Source organism: Alkaliphilus serpentinus (genome assembly GCF_009017255.1).
Classification (GTDB): Bacteria; Bacillota; Clostridia; order Peptostreptococcales; family Natronincolaceae; genus Alkaliphilus_D; species Alkaliphilus_D serpentinus.
In genome coordinates this window covers 34,312-46,817 of the sequence record NZ_WBZB01000012.1, presented here as the reverse complement: position 1 = coordinate 46,817, position 12,506 = coordinate 34,312, and the positions used below count along the sequence as shown (strand labels likewise).

The 12,506-nt window shown below is 36.6% G+C and carries 15 protein-coding genes; 2 read left to right on the top strand and 13 right to left on the bottom strand.

Features of this window, described 5'->3' with window-relative positions; genetic code table 11:
- Positions 1–56: 56 nt before the first annotated feature.
- From F8153_RS03585 to F8153_RS03560, 6 genes are all read right to left on the bottom strand, one after another.
- Complete coding sequence (locus tag F8153_RS03585) at positions 57–716, bottom strand: TlpA family protein disulfide reductase (RefSeq protein ID WP_151864992.1); 660 nt, start codon at positions 714–716, stop codon at positions 57–59.
- A 108-nt stretch (positions 717–824) separates the two neighbouring features.
- The gene (locus F8153_RS03580) at positions 825–1,709 is read right to left on the bottom strand and encodes a PSP1 domain-containing protein (protein ID WP_151864991.1); all 885 of its coding nucleotides are present in this window, start codon (positions 1,707–1,709) and stop codon (positions 825–827) included.
- Positions 1,703–2,695 carry a DNA polymerase III subunit gene (locus F8153_RS03575; protein WP_151864990.1) on the bottom strand — a complete coding sequence of 331 codons (993 nt, stop codon included), beginning with the start codon at positions 2,693–2,695 and terminating at the stop codon, positions 1,703–1,705. The genes F8153_RS03580 and F8153_RS03575 overlap by 7 nt, the downstream gene beginning before the upstream one ends.
- An 11-nt stretch (positions 2,696–2,706) precedes the next feature.
- A complete protein-coding gene (locus F8153_RS03570) occupies positions 2,707–3,036 on the bottom strand; it encodes a cyclic-di-AMP receptor (RefSeq protein WP_151864989.1) in 330 nt (109 codons plus the stop codon).
- Complete coding sequence (gene tmk / locus F8153_RS03565) at positions 3,008–3,667, bottom strand: dTMP kinase (RefSeq protein WP_151864988.1); 660 nt, start codon at positions 3,665–3,667, stop codon at positions 3,008–3,010. The genes F8153_RS03570 and tmk overlap by 29 nt, the downstream gene beginning before the upstream one ends.
- 25 nt (positions 3,668–3,692) lie before the next feature.
- A complete protein-coding gene (locus tag F8153_RS03560) occupies positions 3,693–5,138 on the bottom strand; it encodes an aminotransferase class I/II-fold pyridoxal phosphate-dependent enzyme (protein ID WP_151864987.1) in 1,446 nt (481 codons plus the stop codon).
- A gap of 131 nt (positions 5,139–5,269) precedes the next feature.
- Here F8153_RS03560 and F8153_RS03555 point away from each other — a divergent pair, with 131 nt between their 5' ends.
- The gene (locus tag F8153_RS03555) at positions 5,270–5,461 is read left to right on the top strand and encodes a hypothetical protein (RefSeq protein ID WP_151864986.1); all 192 of its coding nucleotides are present in this window, start codon (positions 5,270–5,272) and stop codon (positions 5,459–5,461) included.
- 200 nt (positions 5,462–5,661) lie between these two features.
- Here F8153_RS03555 and F8153_RS16710 read toward each other — a convergent pair whose 3' ends face one another.
- The 7 genes from F8153_RS16710 to F8153_RS03520 all read right to left on the bottom strand — a co-directional run bounded on the left by F8153_RS16710 (position 5,662) and on the right by F8153_RS03520 (position 11,286).
- Positions 5,662–5,808 (bottom strand): sigma factor G inhibitor Gin, encoded by a 147-nt coding sequence (locus tag F8153_RS16710; RefSeq protein ID WP_408608751.1) that lies wholly within the window; start codon positions 5,806–5,808, stop codon positions 5,662–5,664.
- A 369-nt stretch (positions 5,809–6,177) separates the two neighbouring features.
- The gene (locus tag F8153_RS03545) at positions 6,178–6,675 is read right to left on the bottom strand and encodes a hypothetical protein (RefSeq protein WP_151864984.1); all 498 of its coding nucleotides are present in this window, start codon (positions 6,673–6,675) and stop codon (positions 6,178–6,180) included.
- A 268-nt stretch (positions 6,676–6,943) separates the two neighbouring features.
- The gene (locus F8153_RS03540; RefSeq protein WP_151864983.1) at positions 6,944–7,138 is read right to left on the bottom strand and encodes a hypothetical protein; all 195 of its coding nucleotides are present in this window, start codon (positions 7,136–7,138) and stop codon (positions 6,944–6,946) included.
- Positions 7,139–7,295: 157 nt separating this feature from the next.
- Positions 7,296–8,720 carry a sensor histidine kinase gene (locus F8153_RS03535; protein WP_151864982.1) on the bottom strand — a complete coding sequence of 475 codons (1,425 nt, stop codon included), beginning with the start codon at positions 8,718–8,720 and terminating at the stop codon, positions 7,296–7,298.
- Positions 8,717–9,394, bottom strand: a complete 678-nt coding sequence (locus F8153_RS03530; protein WP_151864981.1) for a response regulator — start codon at positions 9,392–9,394, stop codon at positions 8,717–8,719. The genes F8153_RS03535 and F8153_RS03530 overlap by 4 nt, the downstream gene beginning before the upstream one ends.
- Before the next feature lie 308 nt (positions 9,395–9,702).
- Complete coding sequence (locus tag F8153_RS03525) at positions 9,703–10,179, bottom strand: hypothetical protein (protein WP_151864980.1); 477 nt, start codon at positions 10,177–10,179, stop codon at positions 9,703–9,705.
- An 87-nt stretch (positions 10,180–10,266) separates the two neighbouring features.
- The gene (locus F8153_RS03520) at positions 10,267–11,286 is read right to left on the bottom strand and encodes a ThiF family adenylyltransferase (protein WP_151864979.1); all 1,020 of its coding nucleotides are present in this window, start codon (positions 11,284–11,286) and stop codon (positions 10,267–10,269) included.
- Positions 11,287–11,462: 176 nt separating this feature from the next.
- On the opposite strand from F8153_RS03520, the gene mltG reads away from it, so the two are divergent.
- Positions 11,463–12,479 carry an endolytic transglycosylase MltG gene (gene mltG, locus F8153_RS03515; RefSeq protein WP_151864978.1) on the top strand — a complete coding sequence of 339 codons (1,017 nt, stop codon included), beginning with the start codon at positions 11,463–11,465 and terminating at the stop codon, positions 12,477–12,479.
- Positions 12,480–12,506: the final 27 nt, after the last annotated feature.

Sequence of the window (12,506 nt, the reverse complement as noted above, 5' to 3'; positions counted from 1 at the left end):
TTGAACAAAAGCATTAATTGAATAGGTAACAAAATGAAATCATTCAATAAGAGGATTTAAGGTAAAACCTCTCCCAAAATCTCTTCATAGTCCTCAAGGATTTTATCCTCTTCAACTATGGCAGTATAGGTTTTATAAACCTTACCATCTGAGTCTACAAAAAAAGTTGTCGGAAACTTACCTACGTATAATTTCTGTTGTACTACCCCCTCTATATCATAGAGGGTATCAAGCGCATCATTAAACTCCCCCATTATGTCTATAGCTTCTTGTAGGGATACTGTGTCAAAGCCAGTTCCATGGATGGCGACAAAGGCGACATCATCCCCTAATAAAAGCTCCACATTACTTAGTATCTCAAGCTGCTCCTTTGACTCTTCACTCCAACTCACCCAAAAGGTAAACATTAATGGCTTGCCTCTATAGCTTGAAACATCCACCAGTGATCCTTCTTCATTTTCTAAAGTAAACTGGGGTAGAACATTCCCTTGATGAATACCCATTAAATCTTCCTCTTCCTCTGGAATAGACTCTTCAGTTTCTGTATCGACCTCTGAACCCTCAGCCTCTGACTCAGATTCATCAGCAGTCTCCTCACTATGATCTTCAATTGGTATTTCCTCTGCAGGGGGGCCTTCCGATTCCCTTTTACAGCCTGCTATCGTAAATGCTAATACAACAATTAGAATGATCATGATATATTTCCTCTTATTCATATGAAACACCCCTCTCGGATTCTTCGCTTATTTGAATATATTATACCAAATAAACTCCAATAAAGAATATCCTTATTGTATAAGGAAAAAAGACCCATTAAGGCCTTTTTATTCTTCTAGCATTTTAAGTTCCTTTATGATTTCTTCATCTAGGTCGTCACGGTGGGATTTTACCTCTTGCTTAACTCTGGTTACTTTGTATAGAGGATAAATCTTTATTTCCTCTGTTTGATCAGCTGGATTCTTAATCTTTACCTTGATCTCTTCAAGTAAAACATTGGTCTCCACAACAATCCCTTCCCCGTCAACGGTATCCACAAGGGAGCCTATGCCGGGAATTTTGTCTAAGATCTGCTGATATAGATTATGTTCATACTTTAAGCAACAGAATAATCTACCACATATCCCTGATATCTTTGAAGGATTCAGGGAAAGACTTTGATCTTTCGCCATTTTTATCGACACTGGTTCAAAATCCCCTAACCAACTTGAGCAGCATAGGGATTTTCCACAAGGTCCGATTCCACCAATCATCTTGGCTTCATCTCTAACTCCAATTTGTCTTAATTCAATCCTTGTTTTAAATATTGCAGCTAGATCCTTTACCAATTCTCTAAAGTCTACCCTTCCATCTGCTGTAAAGTAGAAAATGATTTTATTATTATCGAAGGTATATTCAACATCTATTAGCTTCATATCCAACTGGTGAAGTTTAATTTTCTCTAAGCATATTTGAAATGCTTCATTTTCTTTTTCTTTATTTTCTCGATGCTTAGCCTTATCCTCTTCGGTTACTACTCTTATCACTTTTTTTAATGGAGCTACTATATCGTCTTCAGCTACATCCTTGGGCCCCACCACAACTTCACCAAATTCAATTCCCCTAGCAGTTTCAACAATTGCACATTCCCCTTTTTTTGCTTGGGTATCCTCTGGATCAAAATAATATATTTTACCGGCCTTCTTAAACCGTACGCCTACAACTGTTACCATGATAAAACCTCCTGTATGTTCAACAGCATAACCTCCATATTCAACTGGAAATTTACGTTGCTCTTCAGCTTGTTTTTAGCATCCTCTATTATATAAACAACTTCCTGCAATTTATACGTGTTGATATTTTTAGACTGCAGCACAATTTCTTCTATTTTATCATAATTTCTAATAAAATCAAGATGCTGGGTCTCCCTATAAATTAGCAAGTCACGGTACCAGCTCATTAATAGATCTAGGTTCTCTATTACTTCCCTCTTTTCCAGCGTAAAAAAATCCGCTAATTCCAACACATTTGTCAAGCTTCCCCTTAAGAGTTCCTTGGTGATTTTTACTAGTTCTTCCCTCTTTTGTTTAAAATCTTGGTTATATAGCATTTTAACAGCATTCCCGATATTTCCCCCAGAGTAGGCAGCAATTACCTTACTGGTTTCCATACTGGCTCCTTCATGGGAAACAAGGTATTCCTGTATAGTCCTCTCATTAACAGGATTGAGCTTAATAAGCTGACATCTAGATACGATAGTTGGTAATAGACTTCCACTATTTACAGTAATCATTATGATTGTGGCATAGAGGGGAGGCTCCTCTAGGGTTTTTAGAAATGCATTTTGAGCTTGGAGGGTCATGGTTTCACAGTCATATAGTATGATTACCTTCCGTTTTCCTTCATAGGGCTTTAATTGAATTTCTTTTTGAATTTCTCTAATTAAATCAATCTTAATACTGCCATCGCCCTCTATGATTTTGATTTCTGGATGATTTTGACTAACTGCCTTTAAGCAGCTACTACAGCTATGGCAGGGCTTTTCTATGTTATTCATACAGGTTATAGCCATAGCCAGCTGTTTTGCAACCCTTCTCCTTCCTAAACCAACGGCACCCTCAATTAAATAAGCATGAGAAATCTCTTCCTCAGAGAGGGCCCTCTTTATATGATCGATGATTTTTTTCTGTCCAATAATTCCTCTAAAGGTCAATTCCAAGACCTCGCCTTCTAAAGCTTAATGTATTTTTCGATATCCACAACAAATATAGTAGCACCCCCCACCTTTACCTCTATAGGATAAGGAACGAATACTCCCGCTGTTCCCGTTACGGGAGCTGGAGAGGTGGTAATTTGCTCTCTAGATTCACAATTATTCTTTACAATCTCAATTACCTGATCTAATCTTTCATCATCAACACCTATTAAAAGGGTGGTATTGCCCGCTCGTAGAAAGCCCCCCGTAGTTGCTAGTTTTGTGACTCTAAACTCTTTAGATGTTAAGTCCTCTAATAATGGTTGCACATCATCATCATGTACAATTGCGATTACTAACTTCATGAATTTCTCCCTCCTTAATTAATTTTTCTAAAATATCCTCAACTTCTTTTCTTATATCCTCTATTCCTTGGCTTGCATTAATGACTTTAATGCGGTTGGTAAAGCGTTGGGCCAAGTCCATATAGGCTTTATGTACCGAAAAATGAAATTGTGGTTTTTCTTCCTCTAGTCTATCCCCAGGCCCTCGCTCGTTGATTCTCTTAAGGCTTGTATCGGGATTAATGTTAAATAAAAGGGTTAAGTTGGGTTCTAGACCCCTCGTTGCAAAATCATTAACAGCCTTTACTGCATCGAAGCCTAGATTTCTACCCCTGCCCTGATATACCATGCTGGAATCTACAAAGCGATCACACAAAACAATCTCTCCTCTAGTCAGAGCTGGCATAATCACCTGCGAAACGTGCTGTGCCCTAGAAGCTGCATAGAGGAGGGCTTCCGTCACTGAGTCCATCTCAGCATGGGCTTTATCAAGGACAATATCCCTGATCTTCTCCCCAATATTGGTTCCTCCAGGCTCCCTTGTTAGCAATACCTTAAATCCTTTCTTCTCTAGATAACTCTTCATATAATTTATTTGTGTTGATTTTCCTGCTCCATCTAATCCTTCAATGGTTATAAATTTACCCTTCATCATCTCACCTCAAGTTGACTTTATCTTATGTATTAACAATATTTATATATTGACAGTTGCCATCACTAGGGCCCAACACCTCTACCCCGGTTTCCCTTAAAAGCTTAATATATTTTATAACTTCTTTATCAATAATTTCACCAGGGATTATTAAGGGAATTCCAGGGGGATAGGGGATTAGATACTCTCCCGAAATCCTTCCATTGCATTCATCTAATGGAATCAATATTTTCTCGTGATAAATGGCTTTCTTAAAGCTACATCCCTGCACAGGAGACTTGTAGCTTATAGGAGGTATCTCCTTAACTGGGGCTTTTCCCTTTTCCTTACTGATTTCCTGTAGGGCGATGATTAGTCTTTCAAAGTCCCTTTTATTATTGCCTATGGTGGTTATTGCCAGGGCTCCATAGATGTTTGACAGCTCCAATTGTATTGAATACTGACTTCTTAATTTTTCCTCCAATTGGGGCCCTGTTATACCCTTAGCTTTATGACTAATCCAAAGTTTTGTAATGTCGATATCCTTCACCTGGTAATTCCCAATGATGCTTTTATCGTTTATATGGAGGCCTTCAATACTTAAAAGCTTTTCCTGTAAATAGTGAATACTCTCTAGTAGCTTTTCCATCAGGTCTTTCCCCTTAGTTTGATAAATCATGGTTGCCATATCTAAAGAGGCCATTAAAATATATGACGGACTACTGCTTTGGTGTAGCTGCAGCATAAATCTTAGTTTTTCTCGGTCTATCCGATCCCCTTGAATATGTAGCATTGAGCTTTGTGTAAAGGCGGGGAGGGTTTTATGGGTGCTTTGTACCACTCCATCAGCGCCACACTCTAGGGCTGTGGCAGGCAATTGATTGCTTAAACCCAGATGGGCACCATGGGCTTCGTCCACCAATAATATTTTATCATACTTATGGGTGATCTCTGCTATTTTTTTTAAATCACAGGCTATCCCGTGATAGGTTGGGTATGTAATGACTACAGCCTTAACATCAGGGTTATTAAAAAGAAGATTGTCTAATGACTCTGCATCGATGCCCATAGCTATACCCTGATGATCATCGGTTTCAGGGTACAGAAAAATGGGATCAAGGTCTCCTAAAAAAACACTGTTTATAACGGATTTATGGGAATTGCGTGCAATAATAATCTTGTCTCCAGGCTTTGTTGCGGCCATTATCATACTATATACTCCCGAAGTGCTTCCATTCACTAAAAAAAAGGTTTCTTGGGAACCAAATACCTCTGCAGCCCTGTGTTGAGCCTCCTTTATGCAGCCCATTGGACTGAATAGGTTATCAGTAAAGGGTATCTCAGTAGTATCTATATTTAAAATATTGTTTTTAAAATCATGATATCCCAAGGAATTGTATATATTACCATTTTTATGTCCTGGAGTATGAAAGGATACCATCTGCTGATGATATAACTTTATGAGTTGTTGAAAAATTGGTGATTTGTTCAAAATAATTCCTCCTTTGTTATAACAATTCTATTATTAGTACTATTTTCCTTTATGCTGTATAAGATTTTTTTTCTAAGGAATACTATAAATAGACCTATTGCAACAAAATAAGCATAAAGGATGGTGTTACGATGAGTCGTCAGATTAAAAACCTGAAGGATTTTGTTAAGGTCTGTGGAAGTCATAAAACCGATGTAGAGATATCCCATATGCTGGACATTCCCATCAAGAATGTTACCTTAGAAAGACAAAAATCATCCAGGTATGATCATGCTAAAGAAAGCATCCTAACATCAAATAATCTTAGGTCTAATAGAACTTAATAACAAAAGCATTTCATGCGTTAACTTTCTATGGTTAAAATGCTTTTGTTTTCCAGAGAACCCATGCGTTCTCTAGGACACTTCGTTGTACTCTCCTTATTTTTATAAGGGGGTAACCCCCTTAAAATCCCCCATTTAATAGGAAAAAAGAGAACTTTCCTATTAAATAAGAAACAGCAAGGGACTACTTTTGTAGTCCCTTACTTTGCCCATAATAATTTTATTTTTTCTTTAATAGATTGGTATTTCTGATGATTTGGTGATGTGTTCACTATTTTTCTTTCACATCTAATGCATATAAAATGATTATTTACAATAATCCCTGTGTCCTTTAGGTTATTACACATAAAACAGTGAAGCTTTTCCTTCAGCATATAACCCTCAGCTCCATTCATTAAGTATTACCTATTAGTTTGCCCCTTCTCTATTAGTTTATTCAGTAATCTCGTACAATGTTAATAGAATCTTTTTTAAATATTTCAATTAACAATTTACAAGTAATATTGACTTGGAAAGGGGACCCTTAATGAATAGGACTGAGTGTTGCATATACGAATGTTATTGTCCTTAATTGAGTGTTGCACTAAACAAATTAAGAATCTAGAATGTAGAATGTAGAATTAATTTCTCACCTATTCTGCCATAACTCTTTACTAAATGTTAATTTCTAAAACTAGTGTACGAGTTATTAGTTATTCACTATTCATTGCTTTAGTCTATTGCTTATTACCCAATTGTCCTTTAAGCTCCTTGGCTATCGCTTCATTTGGCTGAAAAATCAGAGCATAACTCTTGTAATTTTTAGTAAACTCACATACATATACCTTATCTCCCCTGGTTCTACAGGCCAAGTAATAGGTTTTTTTATATTTTTTTTCCTTCTTAAATTCCCTTAATGGACCAATCCATTGAATATCTGATATTTTTATATCTAATATAGCATTTTCTCTTTTGCCTAACTGCTTTTGTATAATTAATTGATTATCAATTAGAAGATAACTATACTTTGCCAGTTTCCTGTTAATTAAATAGGAACAGACCCTTGCACTAAACAAAAGAACAGCTATACTTGCCAATGCTGCAAGCTTAGCTGGAAGCAAATGAATCATTTGTACTAAAAAATTAATCCCTAATACAATGCCTACTATTGAAAGTAGGGTTTGCCATAGTGGTTTTTGGGGTTCACAGGCTGTATGCCTAATTAACGCCGCCATCATTTTACACTCCCTTTAATAGAAAAATTACCATATTATAATATCACTTATGAGTTCACACAACAAGCATAAAAACATTAAAAAAAAACCTTTCTGGAATGAGTCGAAAAAGTCAAAATAATCCTTATTTTTGAACATCTTAAATCAGAACAAAAAACCAGCACCAAGAATCTCGAGAGAGATGTCTTTAGGCACTGGTTTAATGAAAAAGTCATAATGAAGTTATCCCAAGCTAAGTCCTTTTATATAATGAGGCTCCTCACCATATCTATTTTACCAATCTTAATGCCCTTGCTGAAGCTTCATGCCCATGTTGAATTTCCATTGGGGCTCCTTCCACTTCCATGGCCTTATGTCTTCTTACATCCTCTATAGTGAGGTTTAATAGGGTTATAACAAACAATCCAATGGGAATTAAAAGAAGGCCTAGAAAAAGCATCGATATAATATCATGAAAACCCACTACAATACCTCCTTCTACACATTCTTACAATAATGTATTAATCAACATAAAAAATGGCACTATGTCTTATATTAAGTAAATATTCGACAACGAGCCATAAATTCCTTCTATTGATTTTTAGGAAGGGGGTACTATATTATCATTTTCACAAGCAGAATTAAACTTCTTCTCTAGCCTTTTCCAGATGAAAAAAGAAAACCACTCCCTTGGATGTATTCAAGACTCCATAATCACTCTTATGAAGATCTAGAACATTTTTTACAATGGCTAACCCTAATCCGGTACCAGATTTTCGGTCTCGGCTTTTATAGAAGCTTTCCCAAATATAAGGCAAGTCCTCTTCTTTTATTGGATTACCCTCATTGAATACCTCTACTACTATCTTGTCTATTCCTTCTGTGATCTTAATATCTATATGCCCATTTATGCTACAGTGATTTACTGCATTTTGTAGAAGGTTTGTAATTACCTGTTCTATTCGGTACTCATCTCCCGAAACATAATATTCCTCGTTTTTTGCTGTAATGCTGAATTGTAGATTTTTGTCTCTGTGCAATATTCTAAACTTAGATAGTAGGTTTTCTATTACACTAGATATTTCAAATGTCTCCACCTTTACCTTAAAGCTACCAGATTCCAATTGACTAAGATCTAATAAATCCCTTACCATATTACTCATTTTACTCATTTCTTCTTCAATAATCTGAAAGTATTCCCTTTCTTCATCTTCATCTGTATAAACCTTATCCTGGAGGGCCTCGGTGTATCCACCTACAAGGGCTATGGGAGTTTGAAGCTCATGGGATACTCTAGCTACAAATTGCTTCCTCATCTTTTCTAAATCCTTTTCCTTTAAGAGTTCTTGCTTCAAATCTCCAAAAGTCTTCTTTAGTTTATCCATTAGAAAATTGATGGTTTCCCCTAGTTCTCCGATCTCATCGCCTCTATCTTCATCCCACCTGACATCAAAGTTGAGTTTTGACATCTCTGATGCGACTTTATTGAGCTTTACCAATGGTTTCGTTATGGTTCTAGATAAAATCATGGAAAGGAATATAGCAGCAATAAAGGCCACTAATAATATATATAAATAGAATTGCTTCGATATGGCTACAGACTCTTCAATTACTTCTAAGGGAGTTTGAATCAGAAGAAAATAATTATCTGCAGGTATTAAAAGACCAATGGATTCCATCCTACCCATGTGTCCTGGAATTCTGAAGGGAACAATTTCTCTATTTCGTACCCTTCTCCAAATTTCAGTAGGAATCCTTACCATCCTTGGAATTCCCATCATATTCCCCTGCTGGATGCTGATGGAACCATTATTGTCCATCACTGTAACTCTTCCATTAAGCAACTGTGCAGTTTTCTCCATTTCATCAAGGGTTTCTTGACTAAAGCCAGAGTCTCTAATTTGATTTTCTAGTTCTAAACCATAGTTTTTCATTTGGTTGATTTTTTGTTTATGATAAAAATCCTTTAAAAAGAAGGATTGCATAACCCACAAAATCCCTATTATCACCAGAGCAAAGAAAATAAACATCCCTAAGAGCTTTATAAAAATTGATGTTTTCTTCATTCCTCCACCTCAAATCGATATCCCAAGCCCCTAACGGTCTTGATTTTATCACTGGCATCTCCTATCTTGTGTCTAAGACGTTTTACATGGGTGTCTACAGTTCTTAAATCACCATAATAATCATATCCCCATACTCCATCTAATAGGTTTTCTCTTGAGAGGGCTTGATTTTTATGATGAATAAAATATATTAGCAAATCATATTCCTTTGGACTTAATTGAATTTCCTTACCCCCTACAAAAACCTTATGGGATCTCTTATCTATTGTAAGTTCCTGAATATTTAGAACCTCAGAGGCAATATTTTTTTTGCTTCTTCTTAGTAAAGCCTTTACCCTTGCAACCAATTCCTTAGGGCTAAAGGGCTTGGTCATATAATCATCTGCACCTAGCTCAAAACCAAACAATTTATCACTTTCTTCTGCCCTTGCTGTCAATATTAGTATAGGTACTATACTATTCTCTCTAACCCTTTTGCAGATGGTCCAACCATCATATTTCGGTAGCATAATATCTAAGATGATTAAATCCATATCCTTATTTTCCAGCTGTTGAAAGGCCTCTTCTCCATTGGAGGCTTCATAGACATTTACCATCTCCCTTTTAAGATAGGTAGCCACTAAGCGTCTTAGCTTATCTTCATCTTCAACTATTAGAATATTTGCTCCAACCATCGACCTCACCTCAATTTAATAGATTAAAAAGGCACCCTTCGGTGCCTCAGGCCATCGATTAAGTATAAAACTATAATTGAACACCTATATTCTTAAATAATGAGAAATCTGCGGAGATAAGAATAAAAGAAGGAGAAAATTACAGAATAGTATTTTCAATGTCTGAGCCGAAGGTGAGTTTTGTAAATACCTGTAATTTTTGAGTTCATCCTGCCTTTTGACCGAGAGCCAATTTCTCAGTTTTAAAATATAGGGGTTTTTCGATAATCTCAGGCACCCTTAGGTGCCTCCATTATACCCTAAAACATTTACTCTTGCCAACCAAATCCTCTGCCCATCATTCCTCTGCCAAAGCCTCTGCCAAAGCCTCTGCCAAAGCCTCTGCCAGCACCTTTATTAAAAAATCTTCCATTTCCAGGGCATGTTTCCATTCTTTCTTTCAATAGCGCTTTTAACTCTTCTCCTTCTTCTTCAGTTAATGTACCTTCTTCTACCAGTTCATCAATTCTTTCATATTTATATTCAAGCATCGTGTCCTGCCATTCATCTATGTCTATCCCATTTTCTTCGGCAATCTCAACCATGGTTTTACCACTATCTCTCAAATCCAAAATCTCTTCCTCTGTTAAACCAAGCTTCTCCATCATAAACCGAAGACCATTATGTCTCTCAAAGCCCCCAAACCATCGATTTCCAGCTTCCGTATCTGTAGCTGCAAAGGAAAAGGATGCCATAACCAAGATCATCATTGCCGCCAGTGCTAAAACTATCCACTTTTTCTTCATGCTTTATTCCTCCTATTATAAATTGTATTTTAGTACAATTTAATTGTAACCCTTTAGTGTGACAGCTTTGTGACAGCTTTAGGAACTTTAATATCCTATGTAACGGGAATATATCCCCTTTGCCTCATCAATAGTATCTACGTTTTTGATGATGGCCCTTCCATCATCAAAGAGTTTTATCTCGTAGTTATCTACCCATATATTCAATATAAAGGGTGTTAACCTTGTTTTTATGCCGGCTTGGGACAAACGGAGACTTAAAGCTTCTAGTGAAATATTCCCTCGGCTTCCATGAGGGTCAACCTGTACACTTTTATTGCCACACATGAAGGATGCCTCTGGTTTTTTGTCTTGTAGATACTGAAAATCCTTCTTTCCGCAACAGCTACAGGTTTCTAATTTAGGTAATTGAACCTTTTCGTAAACATTATCCCACAAGTCTAGAAAAATCATTTCACTTTCCATATCCTCTTTATTTCCTGTTAAAAACTTAATTGCTTCGTTGGATTGTAGCATACCCACAATTCCCGTGACGGTATTTATAACTCCTGCTGTATCGCAGGTATCAAAGCTACCTGTAGGTGGTGGAGTATCCATCATGCACCTTAGACAGCCCCCCTCTCCTGGAATAAAACTTTTTACTACCCCGGTGCTTCCTACAGCTCCTCCATAAATCCATGGTATGCCCTTTGAAAAAGATAGATCATTTATCAAATATCGGGTTTTAAAGTTGTCTGTACAATCTATGATTATATCAATATCCGATGTAAACTTGTCTATAGTGATGCTGTTTACATCCTTTACCACTGCCTCTATGTTCACTAAAGAATTCACCGTCTGAAGCTTATTTTTTGCAACCTCTGCCTTCGGAGCGCTTTTTTCAGCATCCTCCTCATCAAATAGAATTTGCCTATGGAGATTACTCTTTTCAACAAAATCTCTATCCACAAGCCTTATAAAGCCCACTCCCGTTCTAACTAGACTATTTGCTACAACCGTTCCCAAGGCTCCACAGCCCACAATTAAAGCTCTACCATTTGCCAATAGCCTTTGGCCCTCTTTTCCAATACCTTTAAAGTTCATCTGCTTAGAATATCTCTCATCCATATAACCTCACTCCAAAACTTTACTTTTCTCTTATCTTTATTATGAATTATATAGCTATATGAATACAATAGCAAATGCTTATATTATATAGGATTACAATGTCAAAAAATATCCTTGTGCATTTTGTCATATTAAGTGGTAAAATAATCATAGAGTCGGTTTTTTGGAGGTATTATATGAAAAAAGCATTCTATCTATTTGTTATATTGGTTGTTGCTATTGGATTATTTGGTTTCTTATACCTACCAAATTATCTGTCGGAGGTTAGCTTTAATGAACCTGTTGTATTAACCATTCCTAAAGGAGCTAGCCTTAATTATGTAGCGGATAGCTTATATAACGAAGGAATAATTAAAAGCAGATATTGGTTTAAATATCAAGCAAAGTCAAAGGACATTGATAGAAGCATTAAGCCTGGTAGCTATGATATCACTCCAGGAATGTCCCTTGAGGATATATTTACCCTGCTACAAAAGGGGACTCTTGATAAACCGGTGGTTTTAACCATACCTGAGGGCTTTACCCTTTATCAGATGGCGGAAAGGGTAGAATCTATTGGATTAGGTTCAACGAAGGAATTTATTGAAGCTACTATGGACTACTATGAAGAAAATTACGATTTTAGTACAGAGAATTTGTATTTTCCTCTGGAGGGTTATTTGTATCCAGATACCTATCATTTTACTGATAAATCTACTCCAAGGGATGTAGTAAATCGCATGGCCAAAACAATGGAGGAAGTATTCAGCCAAGAATATAGGGATAGAGCCGAAGAATTGGATCTATCCATCCACGAGGTTCTTACCTTGGCTTCTATTATTGAAAGGGAAGCCTATAATGATGAAGAAAGGGCCACAATAAGTGGGGTTATATATAATAGATTAGAGATTGGTATGCCCCTACAGGTGGACGCTACAGTAATATATGGACTGGGAGAGGGAAAGGATCATATTACAAGGGTTCTTAACTCCCATACCAGTACTCCTAACCCCTTTAACACCTATATGATTAATGATATCCCTCCTGGGCCTATTGCAGCACCGGGGAAAGCTTCCATCAAGGCTGCCTTGTATCCTGAAAGTCATGATTATTACTACTACGTATTAGGCAAAGATGGCCATGTTTTTGGAAAAACCTATCAGGAGCATCAGAAAAACGTTGAAAATTATAGAAAACTTATGAAGAATCCATAAAAAAAGGAGCTTCTTATTATTACATAA